General features: G+C 45.0%; 20 protein-coding genes, 1 pseudogene and 3 riboswitches. Of the genes and pseudogenes, 13 read left to right on the forward strand and 8 right to left on the reverse strand.

All coding sequences use genetic code 11. From position 1 onward, the window contains the following. The first annotated feature begins 57 nt into the window (after nucleotides 1–57). The 4 genes from purU to NSQ83_RS07335 all read left to right on the forward strand — a co-directional run bounded on the left by purU (nucleotide 58) and on the right by NSQ83_RS07335 (nucleotide 4,218). Nucleotides 58–960, forward strand: a complete 903-nt coding sequence (gene purU / locus NSQ83_RS07320; RefSeq protein WP_041850915.1) for a formyltetrahydrofolate deformylase — start codon at nucleotides 58–60, stop codon at nucleotides 958–960. 350 nt (nucleotides 961–1,310) lie between these two features. Next, entirely contained in the window at nucleotides 1,311–2,408 is a 1,098-nt protein-coding gene (gene proB / locus NSQ83_RS07325) for a glutamate 5-kinase (RefSeq protein WP_198878721.1), read from the forward strand. An 11-nt stretch (nucleotides 2,409–2,419) separates the two neighbouring features. Then, on the forward strand, nucleotides 2,420–3,667 hold the full coding sequence (gene proA / locus NSQ83_RS07330; protein ID WP_198878722.1) for a glutamate-5-semialdehyde dehydrogenase: 1,248 nt from the start codon (nucleotides 2,420–2,422) through the stop codon (nucleotides 3,665–3,667). Nucleotides 3,668–3,792: 125 nt separating this feature from the next. Next, nucleotides 3,793–4,218: an organic hydroperoxide resistance protein gene (locus NSQ83_RS07335; protein WP_024572767.1), complete on the forward strand. Its 426-nt coding sequence runs from the start codon at nucleotides 3,793–3,795 to the stop codon at nucleotides 4,216–4,218. Nucleotides 4,219–4,248: 30 nt separating this feature from the next. On the opposite strand, the gene ohrR is transcribed toward NSQ83_RS07335, so the two are convergent. Beyond that, nucleotides 4,249–4,692 carry an organic hydroperoxide resistance transcriptional regulator OhrR gene (gene ohrR / locus NSQ83_RS07340; protein WP_014476587.1) on the reverse strand — a complete coding sequence of 148 codons (444 nt, stop codon included), beginning with the start codon at nucleotides 4,690–4,692 and terminating at the stop codon, nucleotides 4,249–4,251. A gap of 141 nt (nucleotides 4,693–4,833) precedes the next feature. Here ohrR and NSQ83_RS07345 point away from each other — a divergent pair, with 141 nt between their 5' ends. Next, the gene (locus NSQ83_RS07345) at nucleotides 4,834–5,244 is read left to right on the forward strand and encodes an organic hydroperoxide resistance protein (RefSeq protein WP_003232570.1); all 411 of its coding nucleotides are present in this window, start codon (nucleotides 4,834–4,836) and stop codon (nucleotides 5,242–5,244) included. A 26-nt stretch (nucleotides 5,245–5,270) separates the two neighbouring features. Next, nucleotides 5,271–5,442 (forward strand): annotated as a pseudogene (locus NSQ83_RS07350) (hypothetical protein). Between the two features lie 49 nt (nucleotides 5,443–5,491). Here the strand turns inward: NSQ83_RS07350 and guaD are convergent. The 3 genes from guaD to isp all read right to left on the reverse strand — a co-directional run bounded on the left by guaD (nucleotide 5,492) and on the right by isp (nucleotide 9,798). Next, complete coding sequence (gene guaD / locus NSQ83_RS07355; protein ID WP_003245084.1) at nucleotides 5,492–5,962, reverse strand: guanine deaminase; 471 nt, start codon at nucleotides 5,960–5,962, stop codon at nucleotides 5,492–5,494. A 172-nt stretch (nucleotides 5,963–6,134) separates the two neighbouring features. Next, a complete protein-coding gene (gene metE, locus NSQ83_RS07360; protein WP_038427612.1) occupies nucleotides 6,135–8,423 on the reverse strand; it encodes a 5-methyltetrahydropteroyltriglutamate--homocysteine S-methyltransferase in 2,289 nt (762 codons plus the stop codon). Nucleotides 8,424–8,550: 127 nt separating this feature from the next. Beyond that, nucleotides 8,551–8,706: riboswitch (SAM riboswitch) on the reverse strand. A gap of 132 nt (nucleotides 8,707–8,838) precedes the next feature. Further along, nucleotides 8,839–9,798, reverse strand: a complete 960-nt coding sequence (gene isp / locus NSQ83_RS07365; protein ID WP_014479598.1) for a serine protease Isp — start codon at nucleotides 9,796–9,798, stop codon at nucleotides 8,839–8,841. A gap of 222 nt (nucleotides 9,799–10,020) precedes the next feature. Here isp and rsbRB point away from each other — a divergent pair, with 222 nt between their 5' ends. Further along, nucleotides 10,021–10,854, forward strand: a complete 834-nt coding sequence (gene rsbRB / locus NSQ83_RS07370) for an RsbT co-antagonist RsbRB (RefSeq protein ID WP_003232560.1) — start codon at nucleotides 10,021–10,023, stop codon at nucleotides 10,852–10,854. A 30-nt stretch (nucleotides 10,855–10,884) separates the two neighbouring features. Here rsbRB and thiX read toward each other — a convergent pair whose 3' ends face one another. The 4 genes from thiX to thiU are packed head-to-tail and all read right to left on the reverse strand — an operon-like array spanning nucleotide 10,885 to nucleotide 14,454. Next, nucleotides 10,885–11,649 (reverse strand): HMP/thiamine ABC transporter permease ThiX, encoded by a 765-nt coding sequence (thiX, locus tag NSQ83_RS07375; protein ID WP_198878724.1) that lies wholly within the window; start codon nucleotides 11,647–11,649, stop codon nucleotides 10,885–10,887. Next, complete coding sequence (locus NSQ83_RS07380) at nucleotides 11,624–13,267, reverse strand: ABC transporter ATP-binding protein (protein ID WP_198878725.1); 1,644 nt, start codon at nucleotides 13,265–13,267, stop codon at nucleotides 11,624–11,626. The genes thiX and NSQ83_RS07380 overlap by 26 nt, the downstream gene beginning before the upstream one ends. Continuing rightward, nucleotides 13,254–13,853, reverse strand: coding sequence for an ECF transporter S component (locus NSQ83_RS07385; RefSeq protein WP_003232554.1), 600 nt, complete (start codon nucleotides 13,851–13,853; stop codon nucleotides 13,254–13,256). The genes NSQ83_RS07380 and NSQ83_RS07385 overlap by 14 nt, the downstream gene beginning before the upstream one ends. A gap of 1 nt (nucleotide 13,854) precedes the next feature. Beyond that, the gene (gene thiU / locus NSQ83_RS07390; RefSeq protein WP_198878726.1) at nucleotides 13,855–14,454 is read right to left on the reverse strand and encodes an HMP/thiamine ABC transporter substrate-binding protein ThiU; all 600 of its coding nucleotides are present in this window, start codon (nucleotides 14,452–14,454) and stop codon (nucleotides 13,855–13,857) included. A gap of 96 nt (nucleotides 14,455–14,550) precedes the next feature. Continuing rightward, nucleotides 14,551–14,663, reverse strand: a riboswitch (TPP riboswitch). 101 nt (nucleotides 14,664–14,764) lie between these two features. Here thiU and ykoG point away from each other — a divergent pair. The 6 genes from ykoG to NSQ83_RS07420 all read left to right on the forward strand — a co-directional run bounded on the left by ykoG (nucleotide 14,765) and on the right by NSQ83_RS07420 (nucleotide 18,807). Further along, the gene (gene ykoG, locus NSQ83_RS07395; RefSeq protein ID WP_101169469.1) at nucleotides 14,765–15,451 is read left to right on the forward strand and encodes a two-component system response regulator YkoG; all 687 of its coding nucleotides are present in this window, start codon (nucleotides 14,765–14,767) and stop codon (nucleotides 15,449–15,451) included. Nucleotides 15,452–15,454: 3 nt separating this feature from the next. Beyond that, nucleotides 15,455–16,819: a two-component system sensor histidine kinase YkoH gene (ykoH, locus tag NSQ83_RS07400; RefSeq protein ID WP_024572088.1), complete on the forward strand. Its 1,365-nt coding sequence runs from the start codon at nucleotides 15,455–15,457 to the stop codon at nucleotides 16,817–16,819. Continuing rightward, a complete protein-coding gene (locus tag NSQ83_RS07405; protein ID WP_198878727.1) occupies nucleotides 16,816–17,496 on the forward strand; it encodes a PepSY domain-containing protein in 681 nt (226 codons plus the stop codon). The genes ykoH and NSQ83_RS07405 overlap by 4 nt, the downstream gene beginning before the upstream one ends. A gap of 91 nt (nucleotides 17,497–17,587) precedes the next feature. Beyond that, nucleotides 17,588–18,100: a PepSY domain-containing protein gene (locus NSQ83_RS07410; protein ID WP_198878728.1), complete on the forward strand. Its 513-nt coding sequence runs from the start codon at nucleotides 17,588–17,590 to the stop codon at nucleotides 18,098–18,100. 82 nt (nucleotides 18,101–18,182) lie between these two features. After that, nucleotides 18,183–18,320 (forward strand): transcriptional regulator SplA domain-containing protein, encoded by a 138-nt coding sequence (locus NSQ83_RS07415; RefSeq protein ID WP_003218541.1) that lies wholly within the window; start codon nucleotides 18,183–18,185, stop codon nucleotides 18,318–18,320. 107 nt (nucleotides 18,321–18,427) lie between these two features. Further along, nucleotides 18,428–18,593: riboswitch (M-box (ykoK) riboswitch) on the forward strand. Between the two features lie 91 nt (nucleotides 18,594–18,684). Continuing rightward, complete coding sequence (locus NSQ83_RS07420; protein WP_009967087.1) at nucleotides 18,685–18,807, forward strand: hypothetical protein; 123 nt, start codon at nucleotides 18,685–18,687, stop codon at nucleotides 18,805–18,807. Nucleotides 18,808–18,822: the final 15 nt, after the last annotated feature.

Consider the following 18,822-nt stretch of genomic DNA (forward strand, 5'->3'; position numbering starts at 1 on the left):
AAATCTTCAGTATAATGGATAAATAGTTTAGACTTACAAAGATAAGAGGGATTATTCATGAAATCATATATGACTCAGCGGTTGGACGAATACCGTGACGGAAATGAGGATAAAGGGCGGCTCTTGGTCAGCTGCCCCGATCAGCCGGGTATCGTCTCTGCAGTTTCCGCGTTTTTATTTGAACACGGTGCCAATATTATAGAATCAAATCAATATACGACAGACCCTGAAGGCGGCCGGTTCTTCCTGAGAATCGAATTCGACTGCGCAGGCATTCGTGAGAAAAAAACATCACTTCAGGCGGCGTTTGCCTCTGTAGCGGATAAATTCGACATGACATGGAGCTTAACTTTGGCGAGCGAACTGAAGCGTGTCGCCATTTTCGTTTCAAAGGAGCTCCATTGCCTGCATGAGCTGATTTGGGAATGGCAAACCGGCAACCTGATGGCGGAGATCGCTGTTGTCATCAGTAACCATGAGGAAGCGAGAGAGCTGGTTGAGCGCCTGAACATTCCATTCCACTATATGAAAGCGAACAAAGACATCAGAGCGGAAGTCGAAAAGAAGCAGCTTGAACTGCTGGAGCAGTACGATGTTGATGTCATCGTGCTCGCACGCTATATGCAGATTCTAACTCCTGATTTTGTTTCGGCTCATCCGAATCGCATCATCAATATCCACCATTCATTCCTGCCAGCTTTTATCGGTGCGAATCCGTACAAACGGGCCTACGAGCGCGGCGTGAAACTGATCGGTGCGACATCTCATTATGTGACAAACGATCTTGATGAAGGGCCGATCATTGAACAGGATATTGAGCGTGTGGACCACCGCGATAATGCGGAAGCGCTGAAAAACATCGGAAGAACAATTGAGCGTAGCGTGCTTGCCCGTGCTGTGAAATGGCATTTGGAAGACCGTGTCATCGTTCATGAAAATAAAACAATCGTCTTTAACTAGACTGCAAGAGGCCCGCGCAATGCGGGCTATTTTTGATGACAAAAAACCTTGACAAGTGTCTTTTTTCTTTGCATAATATAAAAAAATCATTGAGCGTTGAAGAGGATTAGTAAGCAGACCTTTCTGTGACAGAGAGCAAAATGAATCGCTGAAACATTTTGCCGCATGAAACCTGCCGAACCTGCCTTGGAGTCCTAGGGGGAAAACCTAGGCGCATAACCTGGCGTTACAGGAGAGCGGAGCGTGCACAAGCGCGTTCAATCAAGGTGGTACCACGGAAACCCATTTCGTCCTTATGAATCAGGATGAAATGGGTTTTTTTATTGTAGAAGAGCCGCGGAGGAGAATAAATGAAAAAACAAAGAATAGTAGTGAAAATAGGAAGCAGTTCGCTCACGAATAGCAAAGGAAGCATTGATGAGGCAAAAATCAGAGAGCATGTTCAGGCGATTTCCGTGTTAAAAAAAGCGGGGCATGAAATGATTCTGATTACCTCGGGTGCCGTAGCGGCGGGGTTTTCCAGCCTCGGTTATCCATCCCGTCCCGTTACCATCAAAGGAAAACAGGCGGCGGCCGCGGTCGGACAAACACTGTTAATGCAGCAATATATGAATCAATTTAAACAATACTCATTAACTCCGGGACAAATCCTTTTAACGAGAAATGATTTTTCGAAAAGAGAACGGTATCGAAACGCGTATGCTACGATAATGGAATTATTGGAACGCGGCGTCATTCCGATTATCAACGAGAACGATTCTACATCTGTTGAAGAATTGACATTCGGAGATAATGATATGCTTTCTGCGTTAGTCAGCGGATTGATTCACGCAGACCAGCTCATGATTCTCACCGACATTAACGGACTGTATGATGCCAATCCAAATGAAAATCCTGAGGCGAAACGATTTGATTATTTGCCGGAGATCACGCCTGAATTGCTTGGATATGCAGGTTCAGCCGGATCAAAGGTCGGAACCGGCGGAATGAAATCAAAGCTGTTAGCCGCACAAATCGCGCTGTCTCTGGGAGTGAAAGTATTCATTGGAACTGGCAGCGGAGAGCAAAAACTTGCGGACATTTTGGACGGCAGGGGAGACGGCACTTATATCGGAGACAAAGAACTATCTTCGGTTAACAACACAAGGCAGTGGATTCAGTTCCACTCGCCGATATCGGGAGAAATTATCATTGATGCGGGTGCCGAAGAGGCGATGATCCATAATGGAAGCAGCCTTTTGCCCGCTGGCGTTGTGGGTGTGAACGGAAGCTTTCCGAAAGGGGCGGTTGTGGAAGTCAGGGGACCGGGCGGCGTGATCGGCAAAGGCCAAACCCATTACTCCTCTGAGGAGATTATGGAAGCCAAAGGCAAACGCAGTGACGAACTTGATTTTGAGAAAACGTTTGAGGTTATTCATAGGAATGACTGGGTCAATGTAAACGACTAGGAGGCGGAAAAATGAGTGAAGTTTCTGTAAAAGCGAAGCTGGCGAAAGAAGCAGCAGCCGAAATGATCATGAAAACAACAGCCGAGAAGGATGAGGCGCTCAGCCTCATTGCAAACGGACTCCGCAAAGAACTTGATTTTCTCTTGGCGGAGAATGCAAAAGACATTGAGAACGGAAAAGAGAATGGTTTAACACCGGACATCATTGACCGTCTCACATTGGATGAGAAACGGATACGCGATATCGCGGACGCGGTGGAGCTCTTAATGGACTTAGCAGACCCGGTCGGCGACTCTCTTGAAACCATTGAAAAAGAGAATGGCCTGTTTATCGAAAAAATCCGTGTGCCGCTCGGTGTCGTAGGAATGATTTATGAGGCGAGGCCAAACGTCACAGTTGATGCAGCTACCCTTTGCCTGAAGACAGGGAACGCGGTTGTTCTGCGGGGAAGCTCCTCAGCCGTCCATAGCAACAAAGCGCTCGTCAGTGTCATTCACAGAGCACTTGAGCAATCAGCGCTTCCGATTCACGCTGTGCAGCTGATTGAGGATACGAGCAGAGAGACAGCAAAAGAGCTCTTTACGTTAAATGATGGCTTAGACGTATTGATTCCGCGCGGAGGCAAGAAACTGATTGATCTCGTTGTGAGAGAATCAACAGTTCCAGTATTAGAAACGGGAGCAGGAAACTGCCACATATTCATTGACGAAACAGCCAAACCGCAAATGGCAGAAAAGGTTGTTGTAAATGCCAAAACGCAGCGCCCTTCCGTATGCAACGCGATTGAATCATTGCTGATTCACAAGGCTTGGGCAAGACAGCACGGGAAAGAATTGCTGGACCAGCTGGAAAACGCGGGAGTGGAAATTCGGGGTGATGAATTGGTATGTGAACTTCATCCTTCAAGCAAACAAGCATCAGAAGAAGATTGGGAAACCGAATTTTTAGCGCCTGTCCTCAGCGTAAAGACGGTTGAAAACGTCCAAGAAGCTGTGAAGCATATCCAACAATACGGCACCAATCATTCTGAAGCGATTTTAACTGAAAATGACAAAAACGCGGCATATTTTCAAACGGCTGTCGATGCTGCCGCTGTCTATCATAACGCGTCAACCCGCTTTACTGACGGCTTTGAATTCGGCTACGGAGCCGAAATCGGCATCAGCACGCAAAAGCTTCATGCAAGAGGACCGATGGGGCTTCCTGCACTGACTTCTACAAAATACATCATTAAAGGAACTGGGCAAATCCGTGAATAGCGGGGCAATGTTCAATGAAAAAGCTTATCTCGTAATGAGATAAGCTTTTTTATACGTGAAAAATTGACATACCAAAATTAATTGTGTACAATTTAATTGTATAAAATATATTGGGGGAATGAAAAATGAGTCAGCCATTATTTACAGCAACTGTTTCAGCGGTAGGAGGAAGAGAAGGAAAGGTCATTTCATCAGACCGCGTTCTTGAGCTTGATGTCGCAATGCCGGGGACACCGAGAGCCAAGAAATTAGAAAAAGCGACAAATCCAGAGCAGCTGTTTGCAGCAGGTTATGCAGCTTGCTTTGACAGCGCCCTGCAGCTTGTCGCAAGAACAGAACGAGTAAAAGTAGAGACAGAGGTTACAGCGAATGTAAGCCTGTTAAAGGATGAAGCGGACCAGGGCTACAAGCTTGGTGTGACGCTGCAAGTAAAAGGAGAAGGAGTCAGTGCATCAGAATTGGAGGCGCTTGTGAAAAAAGCGCACGGCGTCTGCCCGTATTCAAAAGCAACCTCCGGAAATATTGATGTGACACTTGAGGTTACTGAATAAATAAAAAGAGGATGCCTGTACAAGGCATCCTCAATTTTTTTGATGAAGTGTTTCCAGCAATGTATATAGAGCGGATTTTAACTGTTTGAGATCCTCCCCAGACTGCTTTGAGAGCCCCAGAATTGTCTCTGGAATGTCAACCGCTTTTTCTTTTAATAACGCTCCGTCCTCTGTCAGGCTGATCAACACGGATCGCTCATCCTCTTCAGATCTTTTTCTCGTAATCAAACCCTGTTGTTCCATTCGTTTAAGCATCGGAGTGAGCGTTCCTGAATCTAAATACAGCTGTTCGCCCATTTTTTTGACAGTAAGCGTTTCGTGTTCCCATAACAAAAGCAAAGCCAAATATTGGGGGTATGTTATATTCAGCTTATCAAGCAGAGGCTTGTATTGCTTTGTCATTTCCCGCGAACTCGCATATAGCAAAAAACAAAGCTGATTCTCCAATTTCATATGATCAAATTTATTTTCCATTTTGTTCACCAACTCTTTTTGTCATTCGATTCTATTGTATCTGAAAAACTTCACTTTTCCTATTCTCGGCAAACATAGCATGTTTAAAAAGATCAGAAAGGGAAATATAACAACTAGATACAAATAAGGAGGTTGGAAAATATGGCATTATTTACAGCAAAAGTAACCGCGCGAGGCGGACGGGCAGGACATATTACATCAGATGACGGTGTTCTTGATTTTGATATTGTCATGCCAAATGCCAAAAAAGAAGGACAAACCGGCACAAATCCGGAACAGCTCTTTGCGGCAGGGTATGCTGCATGCTTCGGCGGCGCGCTCGAACACGTAGCCAAAGAGCAGAATATCGAAATTGATTCGGAGATTGAAGGGCAGGTCAGCCTCATGAAGGATGAGAGCGACGGCGGGTTTAAAATCGGTGTCACACTTGTTGTGAACACGAAAGATTTAGATCGGGAAAAGGCACAAGAGCTTGTCAACGCCGCTCATGAATTCTGTCCTTACTCAAAGGCAACCAGAGGAAATGTTGATGTAAAACTAGAATTAAAATAATGATCGGCATCCTGAGTGTTCTCAGGATGTTTTTTGGTGTCGGAGCATGCGGGGCGGGCACAGATTTTTGATAAAACGTCAGAGAAGCGTTTGAAGCATGCCTTTAAACCAAAAGTTACAGATGAAGGGGGTGGCTGGCACGGTGTCTGCCGTGCTGAATTGCGCGTATATGCTGTTTTGTATTTGCACAGGGCATAGCGGCTACTTGGAGAAATAACAAGGACCAGGCCGCGCATGCCTGATCCTTTTAATATTCTTTCTTATTGGCGAAGTTCCGCCATGCTTGAAACGGGGATAAATGCTCTGTTAGTGTCACTTGATAAAAGGGGATCGTTCTTTCTTCAGCAGGTTTATCAATTTCTTTATAAATGAATGAATCATCAAACCCGGCTTCGGCAGCGTCTGTGTGCTCAGCTGCATAGAAAACGGCTTTAGGCCGGGCCCAGTAGATGGCGCCCAAGCACATTGGGCATGGTTCACAGCTCGTATACAAAATGCAGTCATCAAGCTGGTAGGCTCCTAGCACCTTACAGGCTTTCCGAATAGCTGTGACTTCCGCGTGGGCAGTCGGATCATTGCTTGTTGTGACGTTGTTCTGTCCCTCTGCAATAATGGCTCCGTCTTTCACGATAACAGCTCCAAAAGGCCCGCCGATTCCTGCATTCACTCCTTCACATGCGAGAGTGACAGCCCGTTTTAAGAACGTTTCATGATTCATCCCAATCCCTCCTGTCAATAGAGTGTTATTAGTATAGCCGAAAAGAATGCAAAGAACATTCTTAAAAAAGTGCAAAATAAACAAAGTAATTGGGGGATTTGCTAAATAAGAAACCGATTGTGGCTGTATTATAGAAAAAAACCATCTGCCAAATGCAGATGGTTTTTTCAAATTATACTAGCTGTGTCTGCTGTGCTCTTGCCTGTTTTGCAGCTTCAACCATGTTTTTCAATGCTGCAACCGTTTCTTCCTGCTGTCTTGTTTTCAATCCGCAGTCTGGATTTACCCAGAAGCGGTCAGTCGGACAGACGGCAAGCGCATCAACGATAATATTGTACATTTCTTCAGTTGACGGCACACGAGGGCTGTGAATGTCATATACACCAAGGCCAAGCCCTTTCAAATACGGGTGGTTTTTTAAGTAATCTAAAAATCCTCCGTGGCTTCTGCTATGTTCGATTGTAATCACATCGGCATCAAGATCATTGATTGTATCAACGATATCTTCGAAGTTGCTGTAACACATATGTGTATGAATTTGTGTCTCGTTTTTCACGGAAGAAGTGGTTAATCTGAATGCTTCTGCCGCCCAAGTCAAATACTCATCCCAATCGCGTGTTTTCAATGGAAGGCCTTCGCGCAGCGCTGGTTCATCAACTTGAATGATTTGAATGCCTGCGTCTTCAAGCGCTTTAACTTCTTTGCGAAGGGCAAGCCCGATTTGGAAGGCGATTTCTTTCCTCGAGATGTCGTTTCGAGGGAAAGACCAGTTTAAGATTGTAACCGGGCCCGTCAGCATTCCTTTCACATGCTTGGAAGTCAATGACTGTGCGTAGACTGTGTCTTTCACTGTCATCGGTTCAATAAATTCAACATCTCCGTAAATGACTGGCGGGCGGACACAGCGTGAGCCGTATGATTGAACCCAGGCATATTTAGTGAAGGCGAAACCAGCCAGCTTTTCACCGAAGTATTCGACCATGTCTGTCCGTTCAAATTCGCCGTGAACAAGGACATCAAGCTCCAATTCTTCCTGAATATCAATCCATCTTTTTGTTTCCGCATTGATAAAGTTTTGATACTGTTCATCGGACCACTCAGCTTTCCGCCATTTTTGGCGTGCGCTCCGCACTTCAGCAGACTGCGGGAAGCTGCCGATCGTTGTCGTCGGCAAAAGCGGAAGGCCGAGAGATTCATTTTGCAGGGCTAAACGTTCTTCAAACGGAATCGGGCGCTTGAAGTCTTTATCAGTTAATTGCTCAAGCTCTTTCTTTTGTTCAGAATTGGCGCCTGTTGCAAACTGTTTAAGCGCCTGGATATCAGCCTTAGCCTGCTGAATCTCTTCGCTGATCGCCGCTTTTCCTGATACTAAGCCTTCTTTCAAAGCTGTTAGCTCGGCCAGCTTTTCTTTTGCGTAGGATAATCCGTTCAATAGGTCTTTTTCCAAGTGCTCATCAGGGTGTTTCGCTACTGGAACATGCAGCAGGCTGCTGGAAGGCTGAATCCACAGTTCATCAACTTTTGCAATGCTGAGAATATCAAGAACGGCATCGAGACGCTCTTCAAGGTCCGCTTTCCAAATGTTGCGTCCGTCGATAACGCCGGCTGCCAGCACTTTGTCTGTCGGGAAGCCATGTGTTTTAAGCTGTTCCAGGTTTCTGCCTTTGTCGTGAACGAAATCAAGGCCAATTCCCTGAACCGGGTAAGAGATCAGCTCTTCATAAGCATCAACAGAATCAAAATACGTCTGCAAAAGCACATTCAAGGATGAAAGCTCACTTGTAATGCTTTCAAATAATTCTTTTGCACCGCGTACATCTTCACTAGAGGCGGTAACGAGCGCCGGCTCATCGATTTGAACCCATTTTACGCCTTCTTCTTCAAGCTCTTTCAAAAGCTGTACATATAATGGCACAAGGCGTTTTTGGATCGCTTTTGCTTCAGACGGTTCATAGCCTTTAGCAAGCGTAACGAACGTATAAGGACCGACAATCACAGGCTTTGTTTCCACACCGTATTCCTGTTTGATCCGGCGATAATCTTCGAGTTGTTTGTTTCTGGTCAAACGGAACTCAATGCTCTCGTCATATTCCGGAACGATGTAATGATAATTTGTATTAAACCATTTTGTCATTTCACTAGATACGGCGTCTTTGATTCCGCGGGCGATAGCGAAGTATGTATCGGTAGCGTCAGTCAAATGTCTGAAACGTTTCGGGATCCAGTTGAAGCTGACTGCTGTGTCGAGTACATGGTCATACTGTGTGAAATCAGAAACAGGCACAACATCAATCTGCTGGTCAATTTGTGTTTTTACTGCGGATAAAAATAGTTCGTCGATATGCTTCAAAAACGTATCTTTATCAGTACTGCCTTTCCAATACGCTTCAAGTGCTTTTTTCCATTCCCGGTTCAGTCCGATTCTCGGAAATCCTAAATTCGATGTTTTGATGGTTGTCATTGTTTCTCCTCCTTTATATGTAAAACACTCTCTTTAACCCGCGGATACAGGCTGCTAAGAGGTTTTCTCACAACAAAAAGCCTCTTTCCCATGAGAGAAAGAGGCTTTTCTACGTAAAACACTGCCTCTCTCATCTCTCAGACACAATCTGATGGAATTAGCACCGTGCCTTATGAGACATCAGTCTCGGCGCGAAAAGCAGTGCGCCCCATTTCACAATGGTATTACGGTCGGTTGCTGTTGGGGTCAAAAGGCCAATCCCTCGCCCAACTCTCGATAAGAGAAAATGTTATTAATTTTTTGAAAAGTTGAATCATTTGTTGGTAATCTTAACAGTAATTCAAATTCATTGTCAACATAGAATTTGAAATTTTTATTTACATGATGTGGTGTATATTATATAAGAAAAATAATCTTATAGGGTCAACAAATGTGATTGCTCTGCTTTTTCTGCGAGCTCATCAGGAGCTGTTAAATACAGGAATCCATTGCCTGCCAGCGTTTTTGCAATATCAAGAGGAAGTGTCCTGCGGATTAGCTGTGCGAAAACCTCAGATTCAGAAAGCTTTCTTTGAAATGATTCTTCTTCATAGCTTTTGATTAAAGCAAGCGCACCGCTGACATGAGGGGCAGCCATTGAAGTGCCGGTCAGCTTACCGTACTTCTTGTTGGGAAGGGTGGATAAGATGTTTTCTCCTGGTGCCACAAGGTCAATCTCTTTATTTGCGTTAGAAAATTCTGATAATTCTCGCGCTACAGAAACAGATCCAACTGCAATCACTTCATTATAAGCTGCGGGGTAGGAAAGCTCTTCTGTGCGTTCGTCGCCGTCACCTTCATTTCCCGCTGCACAAACGACAAGCACTCCGTTTTTCACTGCGTTTTTCACTGCTTCTTCCAGCTCTGGCACATCGCTTGGCCCTCCAAGGGACATTGAGATGATGTCGACTTTCTGTTCCACCGCGTAGTTGATGCCGTTAATTATCCATTCGTATTGTCCGCTGCCGTTCTCGCCGCCAAGAACCTTCACAATCAATAGGCTTGCCTCAGGCGCGACTCCGGCAATGCCTCCGTTTGAATCATTTGCTGCAATCGTTCCGGCGACGTGTGTGCCGTGTCCGTTGTAGTCGGAAATCGCATCTTCCTTGCCGCCGTCGTCATCCGTGAAGTTCTTTCCGCCGATGATTTGATTTTTTAAATCAGGGTGGCTTGTGTCGCAGCCCGTGTCTAATACAGCAACTTTAATATTTTTGCCTTTTACCCCTTTTGCCCACATTTCTGGCGCCTTAATCACTTTAATGCCCTCAGGAAGCTCGTTTACATCCATGATCTGCTCATTCGTCACATACGGGATCAAGCGGATTTCACCATTCATAAAAAAGCCCTCCTTTTTTATGCTTTCAAGTGGATTCAAGGGTGTTGCCTCATATTATATGAAAAAAACAAGCGCTCGGACAGAGCCATTTGAAGCATTTTGAAAAAATAGGATACACACCAAAGAATTAGTAATTTTCAAAATATTGGATGGCTTCGGCGTGTATGACTGGGATTCAACTGTAAGTCAAGTTATAATAGTGTTGGGGAAAGGAGCAGTGTCATGAAACTGAATGAAAAATTATATGCATTTTTTTCAGAGCATGTGGAACAAATGGCCGAGGAATGGATTGAAACGATGGAGGAAAGTGATCCGAATTCGCTTTACGCCCTACATAATGCAACAGTAACGGAAGAATTGAAAGAGCAGGACAGAGAATTTTACCGGCATCTGAATTACATGTATGTTTTACCGGAAAAACAATTTCTCGAAGAGTTTCAAGAGTGGGTCATTGAGCTGACCAACGATCAAAAACATCTCGACACACCGGTTCAGTATGTCATTCGGGAGTTTATGAGAAACAGGAGATTATATACGAAGTATTTTGAGAAGTTCGCAGAAGAAAATGAGTCAGCGTTTGAGCCGGGAGAGAAGCAAAAATGGGCTGATTTGATTGTGAAAGTATTTGATTTCACCATTTATACATTCGTTGATCACGCTGAAATGAATGCCAAGCAGCAATTAAACGCCCAAAGAGAAATGATATTGGAATTAAGCTCACCTGTCATTACCCTGAGCAAATCAACAGCTCTGCTGCCGCTTGTCGGTGACATTGATACCGAACGGGCGAAGTTTATTCTGGAAAACACGCTTCAAGCTTGTGCGAAAAGACGTGTGGAGCATCTGTTAATCGATCTGTCAGGTGTTGTTGTGGTGGATACGATGGTGGCGCACCAGATCTTTAAATTGATTGAGGCGCTTAATCTGATCGGTGTCCGGTCAACCCTGTCAGGAATCAGGCCTGAAATTGCGCAAACTGCTGTACAGCTGGGGATTGACTTTTCGAATATTACTATTAAAACCAACCTTGCTCAAGCATTAAACTATCATCAATAAAAAAATCCGCTATCTGTGATAGCGGATTTTTTATGATGCGAAACATAAAGATACGAGAAAGGATCCCGCGAATAATATGAGGACGAGGCAAAAGAACACCCAGTCGCGCCGGTTCACGCTCAATGTCCTGTAGTATGTCCGGTTTCTGCTTCCTGTAAATCCTTTCGATTCCATCGCAAGCGCTGTCCGTTCCGCTTTTCTGATGGCGCTTGCCAATAGCGGTATGGTATATCGTTTTAACGCACTGATTTTATTAATGATGCCGCTCTCCGCCGCTCCTCCTCTGATTTTATGAGCCTGCTGAATCAGCTGGACTTCATCCTTTAACAGCGGAAGAAAGCGAAAGCCTGCAATGACACCGTACGCGAGCTTTGGTGAGAGCCTGCACTGCTGGACAAGGCTCAGCATAAATAGAATCGGATCGGTTGTAAAAACAAACATCATCGATAAGGCGGAAAAGCATAAAATACGAAACCCGAGAGAGATGCCGACAGACACATTATCGCTGTTAATTGAGATAGGGCCTGCTTGAAACAAAAAATTATCCGGTGTTGTCGGCACCTTTCCAAAAACTGCGGCTGTCCACACGCATCCGAATGCTAAAACCAAAAACGGAATCGTGAACAACAACCATTTTTTCAATGAGATTCCGGCCGCCAGTAGAACGCCCGCAACGATGATGATATAAAAACATGCCGGAGTGTATGGGTTGTAAATAAACGACAGCATGACGACACAACAAAAAACCGCCGCCGCTTTCACAGTCGGATTAATGAGATGTAACGGCTGCTTCATCACGCACCTCCTCTTGAAATGCCATCCATTCATATAGAAGGGGAAGGGTGAGCTTTGCTTTTTGGACAAGCCCTGTTTCTTGAGAAAACAACTGCGCTGGAGATCCGTCAAAGGCCAGGCCTGTATCGTGAAGGACAAGCACGCTGTCAGCATACGAAGAGACTAGCTCCATATCGTGTGTAATCATAAGGACAGCGGTTCCCTCTGCCTTGATACGCTGAATCATTTCCATGCATTCAGCCGCTGTGCGGGCATCCTGGCCAAAGGTTGGTTCGTCTAATAATAAAACCTTTACGTCATGCATGAGCATAGTAGCAACGCTCAGTCGCCGTTTTTGCCCTTGGCTGATCGCAAACGGATGATGATCAGCCAAATGTGCAAGACCAAAACGCTGCAGCAGGTGTTGCGCTTTTTTCTCAGTTTCAGCATTTGCTTTCTGGCCGAACAGGAGCTCGTCATACACCGTATCGGTGACGAATTGATGCTCAGGGTTTTGAAAAACAAATCCCATCCGTTTACGCAATTCTTTTTCTTTATATTTCTGCAGCGGCTGATCATAGAGAAGGATTTTGCCGCTTTGCGGTTTCATGAGACGGGCCAGAACTGATAGGAGCGTCGATTTTCCAGTTCCGTTCGGACCGACAAGCGCCGTTAAGGAGCCTTCGCGCAACGAAAAGCTGATGTCATTGAAAATCGCCTGTTGTCCTCTCGCGAACGAAAGGCTGCTGACTTCAAGCACACTCTCCCCAGAAGGGGCTTTCTTCTTTTTGACATGCCCGGCAGGAATAGGCTCTTTGAACAGCATCTCTTTTGATAAAGTAAACGGCATACTCAGCTTTTCCTGCAGATGACAGACCTTTGGAATGGCGATGCCTAATTTCTTTAGTGTCTCCGCTTCATGCTGAAATAGATTTTTCGTCAAGCCATCCAGCGCCTTTTTGCCTGATTTGTCGAGCACGATCGTTCTCTCAATCCAAGGCGCCCATTCATCAAGCTGGTGCTCAATGACGAGGAGGCTGAAACCTTTTTCCCGCTGAAGATCCTTCATCAGATGAACGAACTCCCGCGCTGAGAAAGGGTCTAAAAGAGAGGTCGGCTCATCTAAAATAATAAGCTCAGGCTCCATCGCCAAAATACAGGCGAGAGCCACTTTCTGCTTTTGTCCTCCTGAAAGGGTTGAGATCATTTTTTCTTTTAAATGGGTAATGCGTAATTTTTCTAATACGGCGTTGATTTTCTCTGTCATTTCTTCTTTTGGAATTTGCAGATTTTCCAGCCCGAACGCTATTTCGTCCTCCACCGTCAGCATGCAGAACTGCTGATCAGGATCCTGAAAAACGACCCCGGCATGCTGAGCAATCGTTTCGGAGGTTTCAGCATCTGTGACCGGCTGTTGAAATAGATAGACATGTCCGGACTGAACACCGTCGCAAGCCTCCGGATATAGACCGTTTAAACAAAGGGCGAGCGAGCTTTTACCGCACCCGCTCGGTCCTAATAATAAAACACATCTTCCTTTTTGAAGCTCAAACGAAATGTCTTGAAAAACCGGTTTCTCGTCTTCTTCATAAGAGAAGCTGAGCTGCTCAACCGTCAGAAGCTCATCAAAGGCTTGCATGTTCTGACGCCCGCTTCCGTTTCTTTTTCAGTTCCTTTCCGAGTGCCATTCCGTTTAACACACCTGTATAAGCGAGAGAGTCGCTGACAGCTTTTCCGAGAAGCCCCGCCAAAAGCGCGCCGGAAATGAGACGGATCACAAGCATAATGAGCAGATAACCTGGTGAATAGGCTGCATAGCCAGAAACAAAGAGATCATAGATAAAGCTGGCTACTGAAGACCCCATACCGGCCAGCATAAGGACAGGGAGAGAGTATGCTTTCCAGCGTGTTGCAAGAAATACAGCCTCAGCCCCGAGCCCTTGAACAATGCCAATGACGATGACCATCGGGCCAGACGGATTTCCCAGCAGGCACTCAACGAGAGCGGCAATGATTTCAGAAACGAGCGCCGCACCCGGTTTTCGAATCATGTATGCGGCGATCACAGAAACGATAAACCAAATGCCGTAAATCGGTTCATAGGCGATTGGCCCAAACATACCTGCAAGCACGTTTCCGAAATGTGTAAATAATAAATAAACAACGGCAAATACGATACTGATAACGGACATGATGACAATTTCTTTTACTTTCCAGCTTTTCATTTTATCCCTGCTTTCTGTTTTTTCTTGATGGACTGTTAGCCGAAAGATTCACAGTCATGGTGATGTGGTTTGTTTGCTGCTCAGCCATGCGGAAAACGGCTTCCAATGTGCTGAATACGTCATGCGCATCCCCGTCAAGCTCGCTCGCGTAATGGACACCCTGTACGAAAGTGCCTTGGGCTTTTGCAATGTCGACAGCCTTCATAATCAATCCCATATAATCCGGCTCGTTCATTGGATAAAGGGCAAATTGGCACGGCGCTTCCGCCTTCAAGCCTCGGACAGCATCATCATTGACACGCTTATCATTGGAAAGATATGTATCCCCCTGTGTGTCACCCGGGCATCCAATGGAAAACGTGCCGTTCATGACGATGTGTTGTTCGCTGTTTGCTGCATAAAGGTAAATGGCTTTTGCAGCATCGAATATATGATCAATCGATCCGCGTAACACCGTGCTGATATGGTCGGTTTTCGTCCAAACCTTGGATGTATCTGTTTTTTTCAGCGCAGACTTGATCACACTGATAAAATCATCCGTCATCGGATATAAAGAGAAGCGAAAACCGGCGATTCTGCTTGTACCGCAAATATGCTCCATTTCTCCGACCTCCTGTTTTTTTGGTAAAATAAAAAACTGCATATCCTAAGGGAATATGCAGTCATAGATCGATTAAGCGCACAAAAAAATACACCATTCGGTCAACCTGCACTTCCCCACGCTGGTATTATCCAGATCGGGTCATAAGGGATCAAAGCGCGTTTCTTCCGCGCTTTATCTCAGCCAAAACAGCACCCCTAGTGCTTTCCGTATACAATTTTTTATTTTGACATCATAATAGATGATAAGAATCATTTTGTAAACAACGAAATCATTTTTTTCATATAGGGACGGGAGAGGATGATCAAATTTGGAAAAAGGAAACATATTAATTGTGGAAGATGAAGAAAAAATCGCCAGGGTTCTTCAGCTTGAATTGGAATATGAAGGATACAGCGTCACCATCAAACACAATGGCACAGAAGGTCTGGATGCGGCAGCGAAAGGCGGGTATTCCTTGGTGCTTCTTGATGTCATGCTTCCGGGGCTTAGCGGACTGGAAGTGCTGCGCCGCTTGAGAAAAACTGATCCGCAGACACCGGTCATATTATTAACGGCGCGAGACAGTATTCCTGATAAGGTAACAGGTCTGGACATCGGTGCAAATGACTATGTCACCAAGCCGTTTGAAATCGAGGAATTGCTTGCGAGAATCAGGGCGGCGCTGCGCCAAAATGGAACAAAAACGGAAGATATCGGCACCTTTCTTACATATGACGATTTGCGGGTGAACGAAAAAACCCGTGAAGTGAGACGCGGAGACAAAGAGGTGGAATTAACGCCGCGGGAATTTGATCTACTCGTCTATATGCTAAAGCATCCGCAGCAAGTGCTGACACGGGAGCAAATTCTAAGCTCGGTATGGGGATTTGATTATATCGGTGATACAAATGTCGTGGACGTCTACATAAGATACATCAGAAAAAAACTGGACTATCCTTACGAAAAACAGCTGATCCATACGATTCGCGGGGTCGGCTATGCCATTAAGGGGTAAACGATGAAGCTGAAGACCAAGATTCATCTATACACATCAATATCACTGTTGATTTTATTAATTTTGGTGCATACCGCAGTCTATCTCATTTTTTCGTCTGCGCTGACATCAAAGGATGCATCCCGGCTTGCTGATGAGACGGATAACATTGCCGAAGCGCTGCGTGCCGCTGAAACAGAAGGAGTGGCTTTGCAGGATATGCTGCAGGCCTATCTTCCGGCAAATGGCATGGTGCGTGTAGTGAATGGTGATCAAAAAGCCGTTATGACGATCACAAAAGAAAAAGCCTATAAAGATTTTCCTCTCTCTTTTCATAGCGGAGAAACGGCAGATGTGAGGAAACATGACGGCAAGCTGTTTGCCGAGGCTGCTGTTCCGGTAATTTGGACCGATGGACAAGTGGTTTCTCTTCAGCTGGTTGAAAGGCTTGAGAACACAGAAGAGAGTCTGTTTCTGTTGAAAATCATCTTAATCGCTGCAAGTGCTGCTGTCTGCATTGCTTCTTTTTTTGCAGGCAGCTTGCTAGCCCGCCGAATCATCAATCCGATCAGACGATTAATGATCACAATGAAAGACATACAGCGAGACAAAGAATTTAAAACGATTTCTTTAGAAGGACAGTCCAACGATGAATTGTATCAAATGGGGCTGACATTTAATGAAATGGCAATGATGCTGAAGGAGCACTATGATAAACAGCAGCAATTTGTTCAAGATGCTTCACACGAATTGAAAACCCCGCTCACCATTATAGAAAGCTACAGCAGCCTGATGAAGCGGTGGGGGGCAAAAAAGCCGGAGGTGCTTGAGGAGTCGATAGAAGCCATTCACTCAGAAGCGGTGCATATGAAAAAACTGACCAATCAGCTTTTGGCGCTGGCCAAAAGTCATCAAGAGCTTGAGCTTGATCTGAAAACAATCGATCTGATTGAAGCGGCGCGCGCGGTTATGCAAACGCTCCAGTCCGTTTATCAGCGTGACATATTGCTTGAAACAGATAAAGAGAGCCTGCTTGTAAAGGCTGATGAAGAACGCATCAAGCAGCTGTTGACCATTTTGCTTGATAATGCAATAAAGTATAGTGAAAAGCCTATTGAGATGTCAGCTGGAACGAGGAATGGACGGCCATTTTTATCAGTGAGGGATGAAGGCATCGGAATACCTGAGGAGCATATCCCGCATTTGTTCGAACGGTTCTACCGGGCAGATGAAGCACGAAACAGAAAAACAGGCGGAACGGGTTTAGGCCTTTCCATTGCCAAGCAAATCGCCGATGAGCATGGCATTGAGCTGTCTGTCAAAAGCAAGCCGGGACAAGGAACAGCTGTCACCATGCAATTCAGCGAACAGAATGGGGGAGGCCGATGACTAAAACAATAAAAACAGTATCTTTTGCCGCAGCAGCCATTTTAGTTGTCATCATCTGTACGTTTCTCATCATTCGGCAAACCCATGAGAACGTATTGTCAAAGGAGACTGTCGTAAAAAAAGTCGAATCCTCTTATGAAGGCAAGGTCACGAAAGCAACACAATCAAAGGATAAAAAAACATATGCTATAACGCTTGAAAATCAAAAGGGAACTTACTTTGTAAAAGCAGACGCAATATCGGCTGACATTCTTTCAATGAATAGAGTAAAAGCAGTGAATCCATCTGCCATGACAGAAAAAGAAGCCGAGCATCTCGCGCTTGAGCGGGTGCCGGGAACGGTCAAAAAACAAACACGACAAAGTCGAGTTGCCACTTATACCATACAAAAAGAAGACGGGAAAACATACGAAGTGAAGGTAGACATGCAGGCAAAAACAGTCTTGTCTGCCGATCAAATCAGCAGCAAAGATCAACAAAAAACGCCGATTACGAAAAAAGAAGCCAAAACAATTGCAGAGCGAAAAACGGGTGGAACAGCGGATGACGCAGATCTCGAAGAAAGTGAGGGCACTCTCATCTTTGAAGTAGACGTTGATTTTCCTGATAATAAGGAAGCGACAGTGAAAATCAATGCCTACACAGGAAAGGTAGCTAACATTGTGTATGAAGACTGACGGTTTCTCATCAAATTCTCATCTTGCTCTCGTTTTCCTTTCATGTTGAGTGTGTAAACTGTACTCATACAAAACAAAGGAGGACTCACAAATGCTCAAGAAAAAATGGATGGTCGGTCTTTTAGCAGGGTGCCTAGCGGCCGGAGGATTCAGCTACAACACGTTTGCCAAAGAAAACAATGAAAACAGACAGGCTTCTTCTAAGACGGATGCACTCACTGAACAAGAAGCAGAAGCAATTGCTAAAACAGTTGTTGACGGCACAGTAGAAGACATTGACAGAGACCTTTACAACGGTAAAGAAGTCTATGAAGTGGAGATTGAAAAAGAAGGTGAAGACTACGACGTTTATGTAGATATTCATACAAAACAAGCGCTTAATGACCCGTTAAAGGAGAAAGCAGAACAAGTCGCCATAACCAAAGAAGAAGCTGAAGAAATTGCTTTAAAGCAAACAGGTGGAACCGTAACAGAAAGTAAGCTTGACGAAGATGACGGTGCTTACATCTATGAAATGGAAATCCAAACGAAGCAAGGAACTGAGACAGAATTTGAAATTTCCGCAAAAGATGGACGCATTATCAAACAGGAGATAGATGACTAATCAAAACCCCCGCTGCAGCGGGGGTTTTTCATGATAAGAAACCTTCTTTTGGACAATCTAAGTAGAAAAGGAGGCGAAACGCATGGAAAAGAAAGAGGAGCAATACATCAATCAGGCTGAATATGTCCCTCATCCGACGAAGGAAGGAGAGTATGCCTTATTTCTTCATGAAACGTATCATTTGCTTTCTGAAGATGACGAGACACAAACAACAGAATAAGGGCTTAGGCCCTTGTTTTGTTCCGTAATTGTGATGTAAGCGTATTTATTACTTTTTTGAGTTGACACAGCTTGTTTTTTTCTGTAATCTCAGTGTGTCAATTCAATTAGGAACTTCGTTAGGTGAGGCTCCTGTATGGAGATACGCTGCTGCCCAAAAATGTCCAAAGACGCCAATGGGTCAACAGAAATCATCGACATAAGGTGATTTTTAATGCAGCTGGATGCTTGTCCTATGCCATACAGTGCTAAAGCTCTACGATTGAAGGCGCCCGCACGTTTTTTTTGCCGTGCTTCTTTCACCTTCAATCCCGAAGGCTTTTTTTATGCCTTTAAAACGAAACCAATCAAAGGAGGTGCGGAGTATGGATTCTCCCCATTCGAGTCAATCTGAAGAAGTACCCATATACTATGACAGCAAGACAATTGATTACACGATGAGGAGACGAACTGCCGCACCTTCTGGCGAGGCCGGCACGTCTCCGTAGAGGAGGTACGAGTCC

The organism is Bacillus sp. PS217 (assembly GCF_037963535.1).
In the GTDB taxonomy this organism is placed as follows: Bacteria; Bacillota; Bacilli; order Bacillales; family Bacillaceae; genus Bacillus; species Bacillus subtilis.

Coding starts and splice junctions, on each gene's coding strand:
- purU (WP_041850915.1), top strand. CDS start 58: ATGAAATCATATATGACTCAGCGGTTGGACGAATACCGTGACGGAAAT.
- proA (WP_198878722.1), top strand. CDS start 2,420: ATGAGTGAAGTTTCTGTAAAAGCGAAGCTGGCGAAAGAAGCAGCAGCC.
- rsbRB (WP_003232560.1), top strand. CDS start 10,021: ATGAAACTGAATGAAAAATTATATGCATTTTTTTCAGAGCATGTGGAA.
- NSQ83_RS07410 (WP_198878728.1), top strand. CDS start 17,588: ATGCTCAAGAAAAAATGGATGGTCGGTCTTTTAGCAGGGTGCCTAGCG.
- NSQ83_RS07385 (WP_003232554.1), bottom strand. CDS start 13,853: ATGAAAAGCTGGAAAGTAAAAGAAATTGTCATCATGTCCGTTATCAGT.
- guaD (WP_003245084.1), bottom strand. CDS start 5,962: ATGAATCATGAAACGTTCTTAAAACGGGCTGTCACTCTCGCATGTGAA.
- thiU (WP_198878726.1), bottom strand. CDS start 14,454: ATGGAGCATATTTGCGGTACAAGCAGAATCGCCGGTTTTCGCTTCTCT.
- NSQ83_RS07345 (WP_003232570.1), top strand. CDS start 4,834: ATGGCATTATTTACAGCAAAAGTAACCGCGCGAGGCGGACGGGCAGGA.
- NSQ83_RS07415 (WP_003218541.1), top strand. CDS start 18,183: ATGGAAAAGAAAGAGGAGCAATACATCAATCAGGCTGAATATGTCCCT.
- isp (WP_014479598.1), bottom strand. CDS start 9,798: ATGAATGGTGAAATCCGCTTGATCCCGTATGTGACGAATGAGCAGATC.
- NSQ83_RS07380 (WP_198878725.1), bottom strand. CDS start 13,267: ATGCAAGCCTTTGATGAGCTTCTGACGGTTGAGCAGCTCAGCTTCTCT.
- ykoH (WP_024572088.1), top strand. CDS start 15,455: ATGAAGCTGAAGACCAAGATTCATCTATACACATCAATATCACTGTTG.
- proB (WP_198878721.1), top strand. CDS start 1,311: ATGAAAAAACAAAGAATAGTAGTGAAAATAGGAAGCAGTTCGCTCACG.
- ohrR (WP_014476587.1), bottom strand. CDS start 4,692: ATGGAAAATAAATTTGATCATATGAAATTGGAGAATCAGCTTTGTTTT.
- NSQ83_RS07420 (WP_009967087.1), top strand. CDS start 18,685: ATGGATTCTCCCCATTCGAGTCAATCTGAAGAAGTACCCATATACTAT.
- NSQ83_RS07405 (WP_198878727.1), top strand. CDS start 16,816: ATGACTAAAACAATAAAAACAGTATCTTTTGCCGCAGCAGCCATTTTA.
- metE (WP_038427612.1), bottom strand. CDS start 8,423: ATGACAACCATCAAAACATCGAATTTAGGATTTCCGAGAATCGGACTG.
- NSQ83_RS07335 (WP_024572767.1), top strand. CDS start 3,793: ATGAGTCAGCCATTATTTACAGCAACTGTTTCAGCGGTAGGAGGAAGA.
- thiX (WP_198878724.1), bottom strand. CDS start 11,649: ATGAAGCAGCCGTTACATCTCATTAATCCGACTGTGAAAGCGGCGGCG.